The sequence below is a fragment of the Pseudomonas sp. PSPC3-2 genome (genome assembly GCF_049897085.1).
GTDB classification, from domain to species: Bacteria; Pseudomonadota; Gammaproteobacteria; order Pseudomonadales; family Pseudomonadaceae; genus Aquipseudomonas; species Aquipseudomonas paraveronii.
The window spans coordinates 39,133-57,345 of the sequence record NZ_JAFCVO010000025.1 but is presented as its reverse complement, the minus strand read 5'-3'; the positions used below and the strand labels follow the sequence as shown (position 1 = coordinate 57,345).

The 18,213-nt window shown below is 60.9% G+C and carries 23 protein-coding genes and 1 pseudogene; all 24 read left to right on the top strand.

What is annotated here, in order from left to right; genetic code table 11:
* Positions 1-186: pseudogene (locus tag ACP7CJ_RS27045) on the top strand (hypothetical protein); the annotation flags it as partial.
* The gene (locus tag ACP7CJ_RS27040; protein WP_426102855.1) at positions 183-860 is read left to right on the top strand and encodes a hypothetical protein; all 678 of its coding nucleotides are present in this window, start codon (positions 183-185) and stop codon (positions 858-860) included. The pseudogene ACP7CJ_RS27045 and the gene ACP7CJ_RS27040, both read left to right, overlap by 4 nt.
* 481 nt (positions 861-1,341) lie before the next feature.
* The gene (locus ACP7CJ_RS27035) at positions 1,342-1,671 is read left to right on the top strand and encodes a hypothetical protein (protein ID WP_047274405.1); all 330 of its coding nucleotides are present in this window, start codon (positions 1,342-1,344) and stop codon (positions 1,669-1,671) included.
* Positions 1,668-2,012, top strand: a complete 345-nt coding sequence (locus ACP7CJ_RS27030) for a hypothetical protein (protein ID WP_426102853.1) — start codon at positions 1,668-1,670, stop codon at positions 2,010-2,012. Before ACP7CJ_RS27035 ends, ACP7CJ_RS27030 begins: the two co-directional genes overlap by 4 nt.
* Positions 2,013-2,068: 56 nt before the next feature.
* A complete protein-coding gene (locus tag ACP7CJ_RS27025; protein WP_426102851.1) occupies positions 2,069-2,506 on the top strand; it encodes a proteasome subunit beta in 438 nt (145 codons plus the stop codon).
* Complete coding sequence (locus ACP7CJ_RS27020; RefSeq protein ID WP_426102849.1) at positions 2,506-3,129, top strand: putative metallopeptidase; 624 nt, start codon at positions 2,506-2,508, stop codon at positions 3,127-3,129. The genes ACP7CJ_RS27025 and ACP7CJ_RS27020 overlap by 1 nt, the downstream gene beginning before the upstream one ends.
* A gap of 31 nt (positions 3,130-3,160) precedes the next feature.
* Positions 3,161-3,622, top strand: a complete 462-nt coding sequence (locus tag ACP7CJ_RS27015; protein WP_426102847.1) for a DUF2280 domain-containing protein — start codon at positions 3,161-3,163, stop codon at positions 3,620-3,622.
* Positions 3,609-4,910 carry a terminase large subunit domain-containing protein gene (locus ACP7CJ_RS27010; RefSeq protein WP_426102845.1) on the top strand — a complete coding sequence of 434 codons (1,302 nt, stop codon included), beginning with the start codon at positions 3,609-3,611 and terminating at the stop codon, positions 4,908-4,910. Before ACP7CJ_RS27015 ends, ACP7CJ_RS27010 begins: the two co-directional genes overlap by 14 nt.
* On the top strand, positions 4,907-6,367 hold the full coding sequence (locus tag ACP7CJ_RS27005; protein ID WP_426102843.1) for a DUF4055 domain-containing protein: 1,461 nt from the start codon (positions 4,907-4,909) through the stop codon (positions 6,365-6,367). Before ACP7CJ_RS27010 ends, ACP7CJ_RS27005 begins: the two co-directional genes overlap by 4 nt.
* Positions 6,342-7,430 carry a minor capsid protein gene (locus ACP7CJ_RS27000; RefSeq protein ID WP_426102841.1) on the top strand — a complete coding sequence of 363 codons (1,089 nt, stop codon included), beginning with the start codon at positions 6,342-6,344 and terminating at the stop codon, positions 7,428-7,430. The genes ACP7CJ_RS27005 and ACP7CJ_RS27000 overlap by 26 nt, the downstream gene beginning before the upstream one ends.
* Before the next feature lie 39 nt (positions 7,431-7,469).
* Positions 7,470-8,180 carry a hypothetical protein gene (locus ACP7CJ_RS26995; RefSeq protein WP_289345564.1) on the top strand — a complete coding sequence of 237 codons (711 nt, stop codon included), beginning with the start codon at positions 7,470-7,472 and terminating at the stop codon, positions 8,178-8,180.
* 11 nt (positions 8,181-8,191) lie between these two features.
* Positions 8,192-9,160: a major capsid protein gene (locus tag ACP7CJ_RS26990; protein WP_078825126.1), complete on the top strand. Its 969-nt coding sequence runs from the start codon at positions 8,192-8,194 to the stop codon at positions 9,158-9,160.
* 49 nt (positions 9,161-9,209) lie between these two features.
* The gene (locus ACP7CJ_RS26985; RefSeq protein ID WP_426102839.1) at positions 9,210-9,785 is read left to right on the top strand and encodes a hypothetical protein; all 576 of its coding nucleotides are present in this window, start codon (positions 9,210-9,212) and stop codon (positions 9,783-9,785) included.
* Between the two features lie 58 nt (positions 9,786-9,843).
* Positions 9,844-10,347 (top strand): DnaT-like ssDNA-binding protein, encoded by a 504-nt coding sequence (locus ACP7CJ_RS26980; RefSeq protein ID WP_426102837.1) that lies wholly within the window; start codon positions 9,844-9,846, stop codon positions 10,345-10,347.
* Positions 10,348-10,364: 17 nt separating this feature from the next.
* Positions 10,365-10,736, top strand: coding sequence for a hypothetical protein (locus ACP7CJ_RS26975; RefSeq protein ID WP_426102835.1), 372 nt, complete (start codon positions 10,365-10,367; stop codon positions 10,734-10,736).
* Entirely contained in the window at positions 10,733-11,389 is a 657-nt protein-coding gene (locus ACP7CJ_RS26970) for a hypothetical protein (RefSeq protein ID WP_426102833.1), read from the top strand. The genes ACP7CJ_RS26975 and ACP7CJ_RS26970 overlap by 4 nt, the downstream gene beginning before the upstream one ends.
* Positions 11,386-11,802: a phage tail terminator-like protein gene (locus ACP7CJ_RS26965; RefSeq protein ID WP_426102831.1), complete on the top strand. Its 417-nt coding sequence runs from the start codon at positions 11,386-11,388 to the stop codon at positions 11,800-11,802. Before ACP7CJ_RS26970 ends, ACP7CJ_RS26965 begins: the two co-directional genes overlap by 4 nt.
* 72 nt (positions 11,803-11,874) lie before the next feature.
* Entirely contained in the window at positions 11,875-12,531 is a 657-nt protein-coding gene (locus ACP7CJ_RS26960) for a phage tail protein (protein WP_426102829.1), read from the top strand.
* A 1-nt stretch (position 12,532) separates the two neighbouring features.
* Entirely contained in the window at positions 12,533-12,913 is a 381-nt protein-coding gene (locus tag ACP7CJ_RS26955) for a phage tail assembly chaperone (protein WP_426102827.1), read from the top strand.
* 47 nt (positions 12,914-12,960) lie between these two features.
* A complete protein-coding gene (locus ACP7CJ_RS26950; RefSeq protein WP_177117031.1) occupies positions 12,961-13,233 on the top strand; it encodes a DUF1799 domain-containing protein in 273 nt (90 codons plus the stop codon).
* Positions 13,234-13,260: 27 nt separating this feature from the next.
* Positions 13,261-16,314: a phage tail tape measure protein gene (locus tag ACP7CJ_RS26945; protein ID WP_426102825.1), complete on the top strand. Its 3,054-nt coding sequence runs from the start codon at positions 13,261-13,263 to the stop codon at positions 16,312-16,314.
* On the top strand, positions 16,314-16,652 hold the full coding sequence (locus ACP7CJ_RS26940; protein WP_426102823.1) for a phage tail protein: 339 nt from the start codon (positions 16,314-16,316) through the stop codon (positions 16,650-16,652). Before ACP7CJ_RS26945 ends, ACP7CJ_RS26940 begins: the two co-directional genes overlap by 1 nt.
* 9 nt (positions 16,653-16,661) lie before the next feature.
* Entirely contained in the window at positions 16,662-17,414 is a 753-nt protein-coding gene (locus tag ACP7CJ_RS26935) for a phage minor tail protein L (protein WP_426102821.1), read from the top strand.
* Between the two features lie 2 nt (positions 17,415-17,416).
* Positions 17,417-18,196, top strand: coding sequence for a C40 family peptidase (locus ACP7CJ_RS26930; protein WP_426102819.1), 780 nt, complete (start codon positions 17,417-17,419; stop codon positions 18,194-18,196).
* The last annotated feature ends 17 nt before the right edge of the window (positions 18,197-18,213 follow it).

Sequence of the window (18,213 nt, the reverse complement as noted above, 5' to 3'; positions counted from 1 at the left end):
TGTGGCGGCATCAAGGATGAGGTTGCCGCCCAGTTGCGATCCAGGCTTTGGCTCAGCTTGCCGAGTTCAGCGTTCAGCCTGTACGCCATGATCGCCACGGGGCACACCATTCTGGCAACGTCGAGCTTCATGGCCACCTTATTCATCCTAACTCTCGCATTCCGCAAACCGGAGGTGGCCGCATGAAGCTGATCAACGCACGTCAAGCGTGGACTGATGCGCAGCACGAATCGAACGCCTCAATCAGTGCTGCGGCGGCTGATCGGGCCAAATCCGCAACCGTAGTCAGAAAGGAAAAGGCGGCACTCCGAGAGATCATCTTCGCAGCCCAGGGCGAGGACAAGGAGGAGCGCATCATGGCCGTGCGCCAGAAGATCAGCATTGCCGAAACGCGGCGCGCACCGATTGGCCGCTCCACACATCGAGCAGCTCACCTTCTCACTATGGGGAAGGTGCAGAAGGCAATCGAGTCGCTGCCGTTCCAGGTGCAGCAACTGGGGCACTACCTTTACCACCCGTGCATGACCGTCGTGCACATGCTCAACGCCGAAAAGCTAATTTGGGCGGATACGGACTTTGGCGCGCTCACCGACGCCAAGGCGGCGAAGGTTCATTGCCTGATCACCTGCGCCCTCCAGTCCTACAAGGTAGAGGTGAGCGGCGGTGATGCGTGGGGCCCAGCTCGAGTGTCTGAAGCCATGATGAAGCTGTATGGGGTCACCATCGAGCCCAAGCATTGGGATCGTGACTGGCTCGACATCTGGAATTTCCTGCGAAAGGCTATCGAGGAAGTGGATATTCAGGCTCAAGAGCCAGTCTGGCAGGTTATTCACTCGGAAAACTCAGAGGATGCGGCATAAAGGTGTTGCTATGGTGGGGAATTTGATGTACTTTTCCCACACTGCGCAACTTACCTCCAGCGCACGACCACTTCGAAACCCGGCCACCCCGCCGGGTTTTTTATTGCCTGAGTTTCAACTGCAGCCAGGGCAGCCTCACGGAAGGCCTGGACGCTGATAAGCCGGTAGTGCAGCGCTACGGAAAAACACCGGCAGCCCGCGCGCCCTGACCTAACACGCTTTCAGGGTGGCGCGAGACAGGAACAGCGAGATCGATGCACTTGGGTGTCGACGCCGTGATGGTCTTTGGCTGGCAGCGTGGGAAGACACGCGCACCTATTCAGGGCCTCGACATTGATCGGGGCCTTTTCGTTTTCGGCCCCGCCACACCCTTCGCTCTGAGCTGGGAGTGCCGCCGGGGCTGATCTATTCGCCGCTGCTCCCCAGCGTTTGGCCGCTCACACCGGCCTTTTTTATTCATCATGCCCACGGAGTAGCGCGCATGGAGTTTCTACAGCGCCTGTTCGATAAGCTCGACTGGGCATTCGCCGGGCTTGTGGGCGCGATCGCCGCCAGCTTTTGGCACCGGGATGACCTGGTAGATCGAAAGGCCTGGACCATCTTTATTTTCTCCGGTGCCGTCTGTGCTCATTACCTGACCGGGCTGATCAGTGCCTACCTGGGCGTGGTCGAGCCGCGCAGTGTTGCCGGCATTGGCTTCCTGCTGGGTACATTTGGCGGATCTCTCATTGCAGCCATAACCCGAGCAATCAAAGCGGCCGACCTTTGGGCGTTCATTCGTCAGCGGTTCGGCGGGGGTAACCCACCATGAATCTCGAACTGATCAACTCCATCGCCTGCGGCCTTATCGCGCTGTGGGCAACTTGGTGTGTACTGAGTGGGAAGGTGAGGGACGGCATCCTCGGGAAGCTAATCTATTCGGCGATCGCTATCAGCGGATTTGTCGTGATGGCGCGCAACCAAAACATGTTCTTCGGCCCGACCACTGCCGGCCTGACGCTGCATGTGTCCCTGGCCCTGGCCGGCGCCCGCCACATCTTCATGGTCACGTACTGGCAGCGGGTGAAGGCCTGGCTGTGTCGGACACTGAACTGCGAGCACTGCCTGCACTGTGACAAGGCGCCGGGCGGCATCGATCGCCGGGGCAAGTAATCCGCGCCACGTTTTCGAATGCGCCAAATCGTGGCGCGCAATCATGAGGGATGCAGATGACGACCATCGCCTACAAAGACGGCGTAATCGCCTATGACGGCCGCCAGACCCGAAACGACCGAATCGTGTCTGACAGCGCGCCGAAGTGCCAGGTCGTCGATGGCGTCAGCTTCTTCCTCTCGGGGGCAGTGTGCGACGAGAAGGCCTTGATCGCCGCTTACTTCGGCACGGCCTCAGCAGTTCCCGTGGAGTGCTCAGGCTATGTCTTCGACGGTGGAAAGCTGCTGATGGTCGGTCATGACGACAAGACTGGCATCTGGAAGCAGGATCTCGATTTGGCAAACCCTGACGCAATTGGCAGTGGCTGTGCATATGCCATCGCCGCAATGGATATGGGCGCAAGCGCAGAAGACGCGGTGCGCGCCGCCATGAAGCGAGACATCTACACCGGCGGCACGATCCGCACGGTGATCATCAACGGGGGGTATGGCTGATGCAAAGACCACTGCCCCCGGCGTCACTGCTTGAGCTGTCCGACCTCTCCGATTTCGGTACCCGTCTGACCCAAGCTCCTGAAGTGTGGGAATGGCTCCAGGCCGAGATCCTCTCAGACACCGGCAGCATTCATAACGAAGACCATGCCCATCTACTGGATGCAGACATCCGGATCATGTGGGCGTCGTCGAGCTTCGCCAAGCAGGGTCGCACAGTGCTGGGCCAGGCCGAGCAGGTAGCGTTCCGTGCCGGTGGCTGGCAGAAAGCCCGGATGGAGCAACAGATGCGTGATTGGTTCGGCGATGTGCCGGCTTTCATCATCACCTTGGCTGCTGACTACTGCGCCGAGTGCAGTGATAACGACTTCTGTGCCCTGGTCGAGCATGAGCTGTACCACATCGCCCAGGCGAGGGATGGATACGGCGCGCCCAAGTTCACACAGGATGGCCTGCCCAAGCTTGAGATGCGTGGCCACGATGTTGAGGAGTTCGTCGGTGTCGTCCGCCGTTACGGTGCGAGCCCTGACGTTCAAGCGTTGGTGGATGCTGCAAACAGTCCTGCTGAGGTGGGGAAATTGAACATTGCGAGGGCCTGCGGAACCTGTCTGCTCAGATCGGCCTGAAATTTGACAGGCATTAGACGGAATTCAATTTATGGCAAACCTGAATAATGAGGTGAAAGGCTTCATCGTTCAGGCCTTGGCGTGCTTTGACACCCCCTCTCAGGTGGTAGAGGCCGTCAAACAAGAATTCGGCATTGAGATCTCCCGTCAGCTTTGTGAATCGCATGATGCGACCAAGCGGGCGAGCAAGACCCTCGCGGCCAAATGGGTGACCCTGTTTCACGATACCCGCAAGCGATTCAGGGAGGAGACGGCAGAGATACCGATAGCCAACCGCGCCCATAGACTGCGCACCCTTGGCCGCATGGCCGAGAAAGCCGAAAGCATGAAGAACATTGCGCTGACTGCCCAGCTACTGGAGCAGGCAGCCAAAGAGTGTGGCGACATCTACGTCAACCGGGCGCGGAAGGAAGAAGCTGGTGATGAGCCGGTGATCCCGACCCGCATTCAGGTCGACGTGGTGGATGCGAGGAAGCCGAATGCCGAGCCTTAATGTTCCGCAGGCTCAGTTCCTCACGCTGCCCCACAAATTTCGTGCGTTCGTTGCCGGGTTCGGCTCAGGCAAGACCTGGGTGGGCTGTTCGGCACTGAGCAAGCACTTCATGGAGTGGCCCGGCGTCAACGCTGGCTACTTCGCACCGACTTACCCGCAGATCCGCGACATCTTCTATCCGACCATGGATGAGGTGGCCTACGACTGGGGGTTGAAGACCAAGATCAACCAGGCGAACCACGAAGTTCACATCTACAGCGGCCGGCAGTACCGTGGCACTGTGATTTGCCGGTCGATGGAGAAACCGCAGACGATTGTCGGTTTCAAGATTGGCCATGCCTTGGTGGATGAGCTGGACGTGCTGACCGCCATCAAGGCGCAGCAGGCCTGGCGCAAGATCATTGCCCGGATGCGTTACAACTTGCCTGGGCTGAAGAACGGGGTGGATGTCACGACGACACCGGAAGGCTTCAAGTTCGTCTTCCTGCAGTTCGTGAAGCAGTTGCGCGACAAGCCTTCGCTCAAGGAGATGTACGGCTTGGTTCAGGCCAGTACGTTCGATAACGAGCTGAACCTGCCGGATGACTACATCGCCTCCTTGATGGAGTCATATCCGCCACAGCTGATCATGGCGTACCTCAAGGGCCAGTTCGTCAACCTGACGTCCGGCACGATCTACACGGCCTACGATCGCAAGCTCAACGGATGCTTCGACACTGTGCAGCCCGGCGAGCCGCTGTTCATTGGGATGGACTTCAACGTCGGGAAGATGGCGGCGATTACCCATGTTAAGCGCGAACAGGGGTTGCCCAGGGCCGTGGATGAGCTGATCGACGGCTACGACACGCCCGACATGATCCGCCGCATAAAAGAACGCTACTGGCAGCACGACGGAAACGACTTCAAGAAGACCTGCGAGATCAGGATCTACCCGGATGCCTCCGGCGATTCACGCAAGTCCGTGAACGCCAGCATCACCGACCTTGCCATGCTCAAGCAGGCTGGGTTCGCGGTCATCGCCCCAGCGGCAAACCCGCCGGTAAAGGACCGAATCAACGCAATGAACGCCGTCTTCTGCAACGCGCAGGGCGAGCGCCGCTACCTGGTCAATCCGCTCACCTGCCCAACCTACGCCGATGGTCTAGAGCAGCAGGTATGGGGTGCAAACGGGGAGCCAGACAAAACCGCCGGCATCGATCACTCGAACGACGCCGGCGGCTACTTCATCCACCGCGAGTACCCGATCATCAAACCGGTCACCGCAATGAAAATGGGGGTCGCTCGATGACGGACGTCACTTTCACCCGTCCCGAGTACACGGCGGCGAAATACCGCTGGCGCTTGGTGCGCGACGTCTGCAAGGGATCGGAAACGGTCAAGGCTGCCGGCGATTACTACCTGCCCAGGCCGAATGCCTCGGACAAGTCCCAGGACAACAAGGATCGGTACGACGCATACAAGAAGCGCGCTGTGTTCTACAACGCCACCGGCCGGACGAAACACAGCCTGGTGGGAGCGGTGTTCCGCACCTGGCCAACGCTTACTGTTCCCGGCGCGCTCGACTACGTGACAAAGGACATCGACGGGCAGGGAGTCAGCGTTTACCAGCAATCGCAGTCCGTTATCGGGCATTTGCTCGAAGTCGGCCGTCACGGCCTGCTTGTGGATTACGCTGCTGTCGAGGCGGGCACCGTGAGTAAGGCGGACGAGCAGGCCGGTCGCGCCCGTGCAAACGTCGCCAGCTACCCGGCTGAATCAATCATCAACTGGAAAACGCGCCAGGTTGGCGGTCAGCACCTGTTGAGCCTGGTTGTGCTGCGCGAAAAGATCGACGTCGAAACTGATGACGGGTTCGGCAGTGAGCAGGTTGTGCAATACCGCGTGCTGCGCCTGGATGTGTCCGGCGTGTACACCCAGGAAGTATGGGAGGAGGGTTCCAGCAAGGCGGAGATGACCGTCGCGCCATTTGCCCCGCTGAACGGATCAGGCCAGCCGTGGCGCATCATCCCGTTCCAGTTCCTGGGCAGCGAGAACAACGACACCAGCATTGACGACTCACCGCTGTACGACATGGCCGAGGTGAACATCGGGCATTACCGCAACAGCGCCGACTATGAAGAGGCAGCTTATCTGGTGGGTCAGCCTCAGCCGTGGATGTCTGGCCTTGATGAGCAATGGCGTGACCATCTCGAAAAGGCCGGGATCTTCCTTGGCTCTAGAGCGCCTTGGCTGCTCCCTGTGAACGGCGCATGTGGCGTATGGCAGGCGCAGCCCAACACCGTCGCCAAAGAGGCCATGGACGCCAAGAAAGAGGATATGGTTTCGCTCGGTGCCCGGTTGATCGAGCGAGGTAGTGCGGTGAAGACCGCAACCCAGGCCGACAACGACAGCGCCGCCGAACACAGCGTTCTCTCCCTGGTGGTGAGCAACGTCAGCGAGGCGTACAGCCAGTGCCTGGTCTGGATGGCTGAGTTCGTGAACGCGCCCGGAGAGGTGGTCTACAAGCTCAATCAGGACTTCAGCCAGATCACTCTGGACGCAACGATCCTTGCGGCGCTGTTCAACGCAGTGCAGGGCGGCAAGCTACCGGAAGGCGACTTCTGGCAATACCTGCGTGACCGTGGCGTGATCAACCCGGAGAAGACCGACGACGACATCCGCGGTGAACTGGAAACGCAGAGCACCGGGCCCGCCCTGGACGACACCGAGGTAATTCCGAATGGCGGCAAACCAAGCAATCCTTGACGCCACCATTCGGCATGCCGTGTTCCTGGAGCAGCTGAAGTCGGGAGAGGTGAAGAAGTTCGCTCCGTTCCTGAAGGAGATCGACCGCTCGATTCGTGAGCGGCTGACGCGGGCGGACCTGACGGACTACACCGTCGCCCGCCTGGAGCGGATGCTGAGCGAGGTCGATAGCCTGCTGCTGGGCATCTTCGACCGGTACAGCGAGAAGCTGAACCTCGACTTGGTGGATATCGCCAACTACGAGGCCGAGTTTGAAGCAACCAGCCTGACCCGGGCGGCGCCGGTGGGCGTCACCTTCGATGCGGCGGTGCCAGGTGCTGCGGCAATCAGGGCGGCAATCCTCACCAATCCGCTCAGCGTTCGCGGTGCCGACGGCGGGAAGCTGCTCAATGCGTTCATTGATGGCTTCACCGCCACCGAGAGGCAACGCCTCACAGGCGCGATCAGGCAGGGCTTCTTCGAAGGCCAAACCAACTTCCAGATCATCAAGAATATTCGCGGTACCAAGGCGCTCCAGTACAACGACGGCATCCTGGCCACGACCAACCGCAACGCCGGCGCCATCGTGCGAACGGCGGTGCAGCACGTCGCAACCCAGGCTCGCATGGAGACGCTGAAGGAAAACAGCGACGTCGTGCAGTCGGTGGAGTGGGTCAGCACCCTGGATTCGAAGACAACCAGCCAATGCCGAACGCTGGATAAGCGCCGGTTCAAGCTGACAGAGGGGCCCAGGCCTCCGATCCACATCAACTGTCGCTCGACCGTGGTAGCTGTGACGCGCTTCAGCGCCTTGTTCGCCAAGGACGCCACGCGGGCATCCATTGGCGACGGCGGAGCCCAGCAGGTGAGGGCAGACCTCAGCTACTACGACTGGCTCAAGCAGCAGCCAGCAGAGTTTCAGGACAAGGCTATCGGCCCAGTCCGCGCCAAGCTTTTTCGCGAAGGCGGCCTGAGCATCGAGCGATTCTCTGAGCTGCAGCTCGATCGCAACTTTTCACCTCTGACCCTTGTGCAGATGAAGGCTCTTGAGCCTCTGGCGTTCGAGCGGGCGGGCATCAAATAGCAGGCAGGGCCTGCACCAACGTCTCCGGGAGACAAACAAATGGGTTTGAAATATCAGTTGGACACTCTCGACGGTCTCGATGACTCCGTCAAATCGCTCTACACCGAGAAGGAAGGCAAGTTTGTCCTCGGTATTGAAGGCCTGCCGCAACCAGAAGATGTATCCGGCCTGAAGTCGAAGGTGGAAGAGCTGCTCGGCGAGAAGAAAGCCGCCGAGAAGGCTCGCAAGGATGCGGAAGAGCAGGCCCGGCTGGAGCGTGAAGAGGCCGCTCGCAAGTCCGGCAACGTCGAGGAGCTCGAAAAGTCCTGGTCTGAAAAGTACAACCGCCGCGAAGCTGAGCTGAACGGCATGCTGGAGCAGGAGCGTGGAACGCTGAGTACTCAGATCCGGGATCTGACCGTCGGCCGTACCGCTACTGACATCGCGTCTGCCCTGGCAATCCCAGGCAGCGCCAAAGCCCTGTTGCCGCATATCGAACGCCGTTTGAGCGTCGAGCAGCGCGACGGGAAGCCTGTTGTGGTCGTCCTCGACCAGCAGGGCAAGCTCTCGGCGGCAACGCTGGATGAGCTGAAAGCAGAATTCGCAAACGACACGGCCTTCGCGCCGTTGATCGCGGGTAGTAAGGCATCTGGCGGCGGGGCTGCTGGTGCTGGAGGTGGCGGCGGGGCCGCAAAAGGAAAAATCGGCGGCACCAAAGAGGAACGACAGGCCGCGATCGCGAGCCGGTTCCCGGATCTCCCTCAATCGTAAGGAAATAAGCCATGTCCCTGTCGCAAATGCAGGTTTTCAACGAATACATCATGCCGGCGACTCTCGAGACGCTGGATCAGTACCTGGCTGCTTTCAACGCTGCCAGCCGCGGTGCAATCGTACTGTCTCCGGACGGCTTCACTGGTGACTTCCTCCAAGAGTCGTTCTTCCAGACCCTGGCCGCCGCCCAGCGCCGCGTGGATCGCTACAGCGCAAACGCCACTGTCGCCGCTACCGACTTGACCGAGCTGAAGAACACCTCGGTGAAGGTCGCCGGTGGCTTCGGTCCGATCCGCTACGAGCCATCGCAGATGACCTGGCTGGAGCGCCCAACCGCGCAAGGCATCGAGGTTGCGAGCCGCGCGTTCGCTGAAATCCTGCTGAAGGATCAACTGAACACCGCGATCGCCGCCCTGGTTGCTGCAATCACCGCCCAGGCCGCTGCGGTCAACGATGTGTCGGCCACCGCTGGCATCACCTACGCCGGCTTGAACAACGCCCACGCGAAGTTCGGCGACGCAAGCCAGAACCTGGTAACCCAGGTGATGCAGGGCACCAGCTACCACAAGTTGGTCGGCCAGAACCTGGCGAACCAGCAGCAGCTGTTCCAGGCGGGCAACGTCCGCGTGGTGGACATCCTCGGCAAGATCTCCGTTGTGACGGACGCCCCGGCGCTGATGCAGGCCGGAACCCCGAACAAAGAAATCATCTTGTCCCTGGTGCAAGGCGCTGCGCTGGTCCACGACGGCCGCGACATCATCAGCAACGTCCAGACCACCAACGGCAAGGAGCGAATCGAAACCACGCTCCAGACCGACTACACCTTCGGCCTGGGCCTGAAGGGTTACACCTGGGACACCACCACCGGCGGCAAGTCGCCAACCGACGCCGAACTGGCGACCGGTACCAACTGGGACAAGACCGCCACCAGCATCAAGCACACCGCCGGTGTGGCTCTGATCGGTGACGCCTCCAAGTAACCCTGACAGCTGAGTCGGGCCCAGCGCCCGGCTTGGCGAGGACACGATCATGAGCAATAAGAACATCTGGTATCTGCCTGGTCCATTCCACCAGTATCAGGAAGACGTGAAGGCGCTGGCCAAGGCGAATGGCCTGCGCATTGTCGACGCAAGCGTTACCGAAAGCCGCGAAGATGCTGCCGACGATGTGCCTGACGTGACGGTCAAGGAAGTGCCGAAGGTGCTGCTGATCGATGGTGGCAACTCCAACATCAACATCGACGCCTTCCGTGCCGAACTCGAATCTGTCGGCCTGATCGTCGAGTCATTCGCTGATCAATCGCTGGTGCGCCCTGAAGGCGAGCTTGGCCCGATCGCTGATCGCCTGCTTCAGGTGTTCGAAGCAGTAAACGCCGGTGTGGAAAGCCTCATCCGCGAGCGTGACGGTGAAGTTGAGAAGGTGAAAGCTCTTCAGCTGCAGGTGGAGGACCTTCTCCTGCAGGTCGACAAAGCGGGTCGGGAAGATGCCGACGCGAAGGAAATCGCCGACCTGAAAGCCAAGCTCGACGAAGCGAAGGTGCCATACCGGGCAAACGCCTCGAAAGAATCCTTGGAAAAGCTCGTAGGCGACCTGTCCAAGGCCTGATAATGCTGGCTGCCGGTGACGCGGCCGCCATTCTCAAACCATTCCAGCGAGTTGACGCATGACACTCATCATCGAGGACGGCACCGGCAAGCCTGACGCCGAAAGCTACGCGAGCGCCGAGGACCTGGCCATGTATGCCGTGAAGTTCGGCACGGTCATCCCGGCGGGCGTGCCCGAGCAGGAAGCTTTGCTGCGCCGGGCTGCCTTGGCGATGGATGGCAAGACCTGGAAAGGCCGCAAGATGAGCAGCGAGCAAGCCCTGTCCTGGCCGCGTCGGGGGGTTGAGCTGGACTGCCAGATCAAGCCAGACAACTACCTGCCGGCGCGGATTCAGTACGGACAGATGGCCCTGGCCGCTGAGATTCATCAGGACGACATCGACCCAATCGATAAGCGAAAGGGCGCGGTAACACTGGAGCGTGTCGAAGGCGTGGTAACACGTGAGTACGCCACGATTTCCAACGCCAGTGGCCGACTGCTGCCAGCGGCGCCTGATCGTCCGAGCGCAACGCAGTTTGCCGACTACCTTCAAAAGCGTGGGCTGTTCGCAGTGCGCGCATAGCTGTAATGGAGACCATCATGGCCACCTTCTACGACGAAATGGCCGTGATGGCTCTGGATATGATCACAGAGTTCGGCCAGCCCGTAACCATCAGCAAGACGGTGCCGGGCGAGTACGACCCGGAGACGGGCGGGGAAGCGCCAGGCGCCACTGTTGAGCAAATCGCCCAGGGCATCCTGCTCGACTTCACCGGCTTGGAATTCCAGAACAACAGCCTCATCAGGCAGGGCGACAAGAAGCTCAAGATCGCCGCGCAAGGATTGGCCTGGGTACCGGGTCTGCTTGACAAGGTGGTCGCTCAGGGCCGCACTTGGTCCATCGTCCCGCCGCTGAAAGAGGTAAACCCCGCCGGGACGCCGATCTTGTATGAGCTGCAGGTGCGGTCGTGAGCCGGGCAGGCGCCGGACAGTCCGGCAGCTTCGCTCTGAGCCTGGCTGAGTTTGCCGCCCGGGCCAGTGAAGCAATTGACGCGAGCCTGCGCGAGATCATCATTGAGATTGGTAGCAGCATCATTCGCATGTCGCCGGTGGGTAACCCTGAGATATGGGCCGCGAACGTCGCTCACCGGGAGTCGAATGCCCGGGCAGCTGAGGACTACGACTTCAAAGTCGCGGTCCGCAACACGCTCATCAACCTGAACGATTCGAACTTCACGAAGGCGGGCAACCTCAAGCGTGGTGTGGAATACGCCAAGCCGCTGACGAAGACCGAGCGCGACCAGAATTTCAACGTCAATGGCCTAGTCGCTGGTCAGGACTATGTCGGCGGGCGATTTCGGGCGAACTGGAATTTCTCCATCGGCTCTGTCGACAACAGCTTCCGTATTCACCCGGACCCAACAGGGGCTGAGGCGACTGCGCGGCTCGTTGCGGGAGCAATCGAGTTCAAGGCCGGACAAACGGCTTTCATCGTCAACAACTTGCCCTACTCGATCCCGCTGGAGTTCGGCCACTCGACCCGGGCCCCCGGCGGCATGGTCCGGGTAACCGTGGCTCGCTTTCAGCAGATCGTGCTGGAGGCCATCAGGAATAACCAGGTATGAGTCACGCAATCATCGCTTCGATCTACGAGGCCAAGCTCATCGCCTGGAACGCTGGCAGGTTGGAGAAGTTGAAGATCGTCTTCGAGAACACGGCCTACACGCCGGCGGCGGGGGAGACCTACCTGAGGGCGTTCACGATCCCGGGCGACACCGCGAGCAACACGCTCGGCGGCGATCACCGGCTGTACACCGGCGTGTTCCAGGTGAGCATCATCGCGCCGGCGGGCACCGGCAAGACCAAGACGAACCCGATAGCGGCTGAGGTGACCGGCCTATTCCCGCTGTACGCCCGGGACACGAAGGGCGCGCTCACCGTGGTGACGATGTCGCCGGTCGACCCGGGGACCGGCATCACCGGCGATTCCACCTACACCGTACCGGTCTCGTTCTTGTACCGAGCAGACACGAATTGATCCCGCCCATTGGGCAAACCCACGAACCCGCCATTGAGCGGGTTTTTTCATATCTGCAAAGAGGAAATACCCATGGGCTACAAAATTCCGGACGGCGGCACCTTCCAGCACGGTGCCACCTATGGCCCGGACATCCCGTTTTCGGCACTGAGCAACGCGGCTGAGGCCGTGGCCACTGTGACTGGTGGCACACTGTCGGCTGGCGACATCGTGATCGTCACATCCGGCTGGACTCGCCTGGGCAACCGGGTTGTGCGTGTGAAAGCTGCCACTGCCACCGCCATCACCCTCGAAGGCATCGATACCACCGACGTGCAGGTCTACCCGGCCGGCTCCGGCATCGGCTCGCTGAAGAAGGTGCTGACCTGGGTGCAGATTCCGCAAATCACTGACGTGGCTTTCGCCGGCGGCACCCAGAACTATCTGGACGTGGTGTTCCTGGAAGACAAACAGGGCCGCCAGATGCCAACCGACAAAGCGGCGGCCAGCTTGGCGCTGACCATTGCGGATGACCCGGACCAGGCGTTCAACGCCATCCTGCGTGCAGCGGATGCCAGCCAGACCATTCAGGCTGCGCGCCTGAACCTGCCCGGGAACGACACGCTGTTCTACGGCGCCTTCACCTCTTTCTCCAACCAGCCGACTGTGTCCCGCAGCAACTTGCTGACCCGCACCGTCAACCTGGCGCTGCAGGGCGAACCGACCCGTTACCTGACTGCGGTGGCGTAACATGGCAAAGATCAGAATCGCCCAAAACCCGACGTTCAAGGCCTTCGTGTCGATCCCTATCGTTGGTGGTGAGCCCGAGAAAATCGAGTTCACCTTTAAGTATCGGGATCGCCCGGGGCTTGCCGCTCTGTTTGATGAGTGGAACCTGAAGCGCGATGAAGCTCGGGCCGCCCTGGGCGAAAGCCCAACGCTTTCCGAAATCGTTGCTGCTGACACTGAGCAGCAGTCGCAGCAGATCAAGGACCTGGTAGTCGGTTGGGGCTTCGACGACAAGTTCGACGACAAGAGCATTCGGGCGCTGGTGACCTCCTGCCAGGGCGCTGCTGAGGCGGTCGTGAATGCCTACCAGAGCGCATTCAATCAGGCCCGCTTGGGAAACTGACGGACGCCGCCCGCGCACTCTACGCGCCGGCGGCACCGGCTGAACTGATGGGCCTGTTTGGGCTTTCCCCGGGCGACCTCGAAGAGGTAACCGAGGTATGGCCCTGCAACTGGCCGGCGTTCTACCTTTTCAACAGGATGTCGACTCAGTGGCGGGCCGGCGCCGGCGGCGCGATCGGCCTCGACTACACCTGCATCCGCGACGTGGCCGGGTTCCTCGGCATCAAGAAAAAGAAACTCGCTGAAATCTTCCCTGACCTTCAGGTACTGGAAGGCGAAGCCCTGCGCGTTATGGCGGAGGAAAGGGAAAACAGCCCGTAACCACGGGCACTTATTCAAGGTGAGTCGATGAACATTGCAGAACTCGGCGTCAAGATCGACTCGGCCGATGCGATCCAGGCCAAAACAAGCCTGGATGAGATGGCGAAGGCTGGCGGCCGGGCCGAGCAGTCCGCCGTCTCGCTGATGAACGAAATGGAGGCGCTGGAAAAGTCGCTGTCCACCAGTGCCAAAACTACCCAGGACCTGGCAAAGCAGAGGGACGCTCTCACCAAGCTGACCAAGACCGGCGCCTATGGCGAGGCCGAAGCGGCGAAGATCTCCGCGCAGCTCGACAAGCAGCAGGTGGCCCTGGCCAAGTCCGCTCTGGATGAGCAAAAAGCTCTCAACAGCTTGCTGGGGGCAATTGACCCGGCCCGCGCGGCGCTGGCGAAACTCGACACTCAAGTTGAGCAACTGGGCAAGCACCTGGACGAGGGGCGCCTGAGTCAGGACGACTACAACAAAGCCCTGGGCAATATCGACAAGGACTATGCCAAGCTCGAAAAAACCGCCACCGGTTTCGACAAGCTGCGCCTCGGCACCCGCCAGGCGCAGGAAAACGTTACGCAGCTTGGCAACGCGCTGTCTTCTGGTGACTGGGGGAGCGGTGTTCGTGCTGTTCTTCAGCTTGGCGCAGGTGCTGGCGCATCAGCCGCCGGCCTATTGGCCATGCTGGCGCCTATTGCCCTTGCGACAGGCGCTGTCGCCGCTCTTGGGATCGCCTACTACAAAGGCAGCGAAGAGCAGGACAAGTACAACAAATCACTGATCCTCACCGGCAACTATGCTGGAGTTAGCGCAGAGCAGTTGGGCGACATGGCGCGGCAGGTCAGCGCAACCGTGGGCACCACCGGCCAGGCTGCTGCGGTTCTCGCGCTGCTGGCCGACAACGGCAAGATCGCTGGCGAGAGCTTCACTGGCATCACCCAGGCCGCTGTGTCGATGCAGGAAGCCACGGGCAAGGCGGTGAGTGAGACAGTCGCCGAGTTCTCCAAGCTGGCCGACGACCCGGTCAAGGCTTCCGCCGCGCTGAACGAGCAGTACCACTACCTGACAGCTTCGGTTTACTCGCAGATCACGGCGCTGGAAGAGCAGGGCGACCACGCTGGTGCGGTAAAGCTGGCGACCGAGTCTTACGCTGACGCGATCAACGAGCGCACCCCGAAGATTCTGGAAAACCTGAGTTTCTGGGAGAAAGGCTACAACGCCGTCGCGCGCGCCGCCGATAACCTCAAGAATCTCGGTCGGCCAGACATCGGCGCCGATATCGAACAGGCGCGCCGTGACCTGGCCGAAGCCCAGAAGGGCAACGTTGGTGTCTTCCAAAACAAGCAGGTGATGGTCGATTACTACACCAACCAGTTGAACATGCTGGAGGATCAAAAGGCCGCGCAAGCCGATATCGCCAAGTGGGAGAGTGAGCAAGCGAAAGCGCAGGGCGATGCAGTGTCGTCCATGGCGAAAATCGACGCACTGACCAAATCGTCATGGACGAATGAGCAGAAGCGCACCGAGGCAATCAAGGAGTACAAGCAGCAGCTCGAAGACATCCGCAAGGTCGACCCGAAGGATTCTCGCCTCGATCAGGCGGCGATCGATAAGAACATCTCCAACATCAACGACAAGTTCAAAGACCCGAAGGCCTCGGGTTCTCAGGTCGACCTGACTGGCTTCAACGACGCCAAGAACAACCTGGCGGCCATCGCCGCCGACTACAAAAACTACCAGAAGGAACTGGACGCGGCGCAGAAGGCCGGCCTGGTATCCGAGGCTGACTACCTGCTGCGCCGCCAGGCCCTGATCGGCAACGAGCGCGATCAGGTGACGGCAGCCTACGAGGCGGAAATCACCGCGCTGGAAGCCGCCAAGGGCAAGAAGACCACGTCGGCCGCGCAAAGCATTCAGCTTGACCAGAAGATCGCTGACGCACGCGCAGGGGTGGTCAAGGCGCAGAAGGATGCCGATAGCCAGCTTGAAGTGCTGGCCACTAATGACGCCGGGCGCCTTGCCAAGCAGGAGCGCGCGATCAGCACCTACATTCAGGCGCTGGGGCAGCAGCAGCGAGCCTTGGAGCTGGCTGGCCAGCGTGCAGTCCTCGGCGTGGGCCAGGGTGATCGTCAAAACGCACTCAGCGGCGAGCTGAACAGCCAGCAAGACCGGTTTGCTCAGCAGTCCCTGGAGTTGGCCAACCAGAAGTCCGACCCGTCGCGGAACATGTCGGAGGAGGAGTTCAAGCGTAAATCCCAGGCGCTCGCCGATGCGAACAAGGCTGCGACCGACCAGATCCGGCAGAACTATGCGGATGTGGAGAACGCGCAGGGCGATTGGACGAAGGGCGCGACGGCAGCTTGGGACAATTACCTGGACTCGGCGCGGAACATCGCCGGCCAGACGAAAAGCCTGTTCGGCAACGCCTTCAGCTCCATGGAGGATTCGCTGGTCAACTTCGCCGTTACAGGCAAAGCGTCGTTCGCGGACTTCACCAAGTCGATTTTGGCGGATATGGCGCGCATTGCGACACGTCAGGCCAGTTCCGCTTTGCTGGGCAGCCTGGTGGGGGCTGCGGCGAGTTACTTCGGCGGCAGTGCCGCTGGCGGCAACGGGCTGGCGGCCGGATCTGCAGGTGCTGCATCTTCCAACCTCGGCGCTTCAGCGGGGGGCTACTCGGGCAGCTACTTCCCGCAAGCCATGGGCGGCGCCTGGTCGGGAGGGGTGCAGATGTTCGCCGACGGCGGCGCGTTCACCAACTCCATCGTCAGCAAGCCAACCTCGTTTGGCATGGCGAACGGCAACATGGGTATCGCTGGTGAGGCCGGTCCGGAGGCGATCATGCCGCTGACCCGAACGTCCAGCGGCAAGCTCGGCGTTATGGCCATGGGCGGTGGCGGGGCCGGCGCAACACAGATCAATGTCGAGGTGCATATCGACGGAGACGGCAACGCATCGTCCTCCGCCGACGCGCCTGGCTACGACCTGTTTGGCAAGGAGCTGGCGGCGTTTGTTGAGCAGAAGTACCAGCAGATGCGCAACAAGGACATGGGCCAGGGCGGCGTCATCAACAAAGCAATCAAGGGGCGCTGATGGCAATCGAACGATTCACCTGGGCAACGGAAAAGGGCGCGGAGGGTGATGTGACCCAGCGCGTCCGGACCAAGCAGTTTGGCGATGGGTACGAGCAGTCGGTCGAAGACGGCCTCAATAACCAGTCCCAATCCTGGCCGCTCACGTTCACCGGCGCCAAAGCTCGCGTTCTGGAAATCAAGGCCTTCCTCGATCGACACAAGGGCGCCAAGGGCTTCCTGTGGGAACCCCCGCTGGGAGTGCTTGGCCTCTACAAGGGCAACGGCTACAAACCGGTTCACCGCGGCGGTCAGGTCTACGCCATCACCGCCACCTTCAAGCAAACTTTTCATCCCTGAGGCCCATCCATGGCACTGATCACGGACATCCAGAAACTGGAGCCCGGCGGCGAGATTCGCCTGTTTGAAATTGACGGGACTGAGTACGGCGCGGATTACCTGCGCTTCCACGGGCACGCCATTCCGCACACACCTGAAGAGCTGCTGGCCTACGAGCATTCGGAAGAGGATCTGCCGGCGAAGTCGATCTGGTGGCAGGGAGAGGAGTACGCGGCCTGGCCGGTGCAGATTGATGGGATTTCTTCGAGTAGCGACGGCACAGCCTCACGGCCGACGTTCGCCGCCGGCAATGTCAACGGCCGCGTCACCGCGCTGTGCCTGGCCTTCGAGGACATGCTCAAGTTCAAGCTGACAGTTCGCGAGACCCTGGCCCAGTACCTGGACGCGGTCAACTTCCCCGACGGAAACCCGACTGCAGACCCGACCCAGGAAGCGCTGGAGATTTGGTATATCGACCAGAAAACCAGTGAGGACAGTGAGTCTGTGGTTTGGGAGCTGTCTTCCCCGGGAGAGATCGACAACCACGGACTGCCCGGCCGGCAGATGACGACGTTTTGCCACTGGGCCATGACCAATGGCTATCGCGGGCCGGACTGTGGCTACACCGGCGCGGTCATGTTCGATGACGAGGACAACCCCACGGATGATCCCGCCAAGGATCAGTGCAAGGGCTGCCTGTCGTCCTGCAAGTTGCGCTTTGGCGAGAACGAAGAGCTCAGTTTCGGTGGATTTCCCGCTGTGAGCTTGGTCTCAAGGAGCTGATCATGCGCAAACACATCATTGCGGCGATCCAGGCGCACGCGGCAGCGGAGTGTCCCCGCGAGTGCTGCGGGCTGTTGTTGGCCATAGGGCGCGCGCAGAAGTACTTCCCATGCCGGAACATCGCCACGGAGCCGAACGAAGAGTTTCGGCTTGACCCCGAGGATTACGCTGCGGCAGAAGATTTGGGCGAGGTGATCGGCATCGTCCACTCACACCCCGACGCTACCAGCCGGCCGTCACCGCACGACTTGGCCATGTGCGAGGCCACTGCCTTGCCGTGGCACATTCTGTCGTGGCCCGAGGGGGATCTCCGCACGATCACGCCAACCGGCAGCACGCCGCTGCTCAATCGCCCATTTGTTCATGGGGTTTGGGACTGTTGGGGTATTTGTGCCGAGTGGTACCAGCGCGAATGGGGTCTGGAATTCGAAGCCTTCCAGCGCGCCGATGGCTGGTGGGAGAGTGCGGAGAACGCCAGCCTTTACGAGGCGAACTACGAGGCTGCCGGCTTTGTACGCGTAGATCGGCCGCAGCGCGGCGACATGATCGTTATGCAGGTCGGGCGCACGGTTCACCCGAACCATGCTGGGATCTACCTGGGCACTGACCCAACGCTGCCCGGTGAAGAGTCGGGCGCCTTTGGCCCTGGCCCATTCATGCTGCACCACCTGTACGGCAGGCCGTCGGAGATCATCGTCTACGGCGGGCCCTGGCACGACCGAACACGACTGATCCTCAGGCATTGCTGTAAAGATGCTGCACGATATCGGTCGATTCACTGAGCGTGTATGTGCGAACA

Bases quoted from the DNA above. Each gene is read 5' to 3' on its own strand.
- ACP7CJ_RS27040 (WP_426102855.1), top strand. From the start codon at position 183: ATGAAGCTGATCAACGCACGTCAAGCGTGGACTGATGCGCAGCACGAA.
- ACP7CJ_RS27035 (WP_047274405.1), top strand. From the start codon at position 1,342: ATGGAGTTTCTACAGCGCCTGTTCGATAAGCTCGACTGGGCATTCGCC.
- ACP7CJ_RS27030 (WP_426102853.1), top strand. From the start codon at position 1,668: ATGAATCTCGAACTGATCAACTCCATCGCCTGCGGCCTTATCGCGCTG.
- ACP7CJ_RS27025 (WP_426102851.1), top strand. From the start codon at position 2,069: ATGACGACCATCGCCTACAAAGACGGCGTAATCGCCTATGACGGCCGC.
- ACP7CJ_RS27020 (WP_426102849.1), top strand. From the start codon at position 2,506: ATGCAAAGACCACTGCCCCCGGCGTCACTGCTTGAGCTGTCCGACCTC.
- ACP7CJ_RS27015 (WP_426102847.1), top strand. From the start codon at position 3,161: ATGGCAAACCTGAATAATGAGGTGAAAGGCTTCATCGTTCAGGCCTTG.
- ACP7CJ_RS27010 (WP_426102845.1), top strand. From the start codon at position 3,609: ATGCCGAGCCTTAATGTTCCGCAGGCTCAGTTCCTCACGCTGCCCCAC.
- ACP7CJ_RS27005 (WP_426102843.1), top strand. From the start codon at position 4,907: ATGACGGACGTCACTTTCACCCGTCCCGAGTACACGGCGGCGAAATAC.
- ACP7CJ_RS27000 (WP_426102841.1), top strand. From the start codon at position 6,342: ATGGCGGCAAACCAAGCAATCCTTGACGCCACCATTCGGCATGCCGTG.
- ACP7CJ_RS26995 (WP_289345564.1), top strand. From the start codon at position 7,470: ATGGGTTTGAAATATCAGTTGGACACTCTCGACGGTCTCGATGACTCC.
- ACP7CJ_RS26990 (WP_078825126.1), top strand. From the start codon at position 8,192: ATGTCCCTGTCGCAAATGCAGGTTTTCAACGAATACATCATGCCGGCG.
- ACP7CJ_RS26985 (WP_426102839.1), top strand. From the start codon at position 9,210: ATGAGCAATAAGAACATCTGGTATCTGCCTGGTCCATTCCACCAGTAT.
- ACP7CJ_RS26980 (WP_426102837.1), top strand. From the start codon at position 9,844: ATGACACTCATCATCGAGGACGGCACCGGCAAGCCTGACGCCGAAAGC.
- ACP7CJ_RS26975 (WP_426102835.1), top strand. From the start codon at position 10,365: ATGGCCACCTTCTACGACGAAATGGCCGTGATGGCTCTGGATATGATC.
- ACP7CJ_RS26965 (WP_426102831.1), top strand. From the start codon at position 11,386: ATGAGTCACGCAATCATCGCTTCGATCTACGAGGCCAAGCTCATCGCC.
- ACP7CJ_RS26960 (WP_426102829.1), top strand. From the start codon at position 11,875: ATGGGCTACAAAATTCCGGACGGCGGCACCTTCCAGCACGGTGCCACC.
- ACP7CJ_RS26955 (WP_426102827.1), top strand. From the start codon at position 12,533: ATGGCAAAGATCAGAATCGCCCAAAACCCGACGTTCAAGGCCTTCGTG.
- ACP7CJ_RS26950 (WP_177117031.1), top strand. From the start codon at position 12,961: ATGGGCCTGTTTGGGCTTTCCCCGGGCGACCTCGAAGAGGTAACCGAG.
- ACP7CJ_RS26945 (WP_426102825.1), top strand. From the start codon at position 13,261: ATGAACATTGCAGAACTCGGCGTCAAGATCGACTCGGCCGATGCGATC.
- ACP7CJ_RS26940 (WP_426102823.1), top strand. From the start codon at position 16,314: ATGGCAATCGAACGATTCACCTGGGCAACGGAAAAGGGCGCGGAGGGT.
- ACP7CJ_RS26935 (WP_426102821.1), top strand. From the start codon at position 16,662: ATGGCACTGATCACGGACATCCAGAAACTGGAGCCCGGCGGCGAGATT.
- ACP7CJ_RS26930 (WP_426102819.1), top strand. From the start codon at position 17,417: ATGCGCAAACACATCATTGCGGCGATCCAGGCGCACGCGGCAGCGGAG.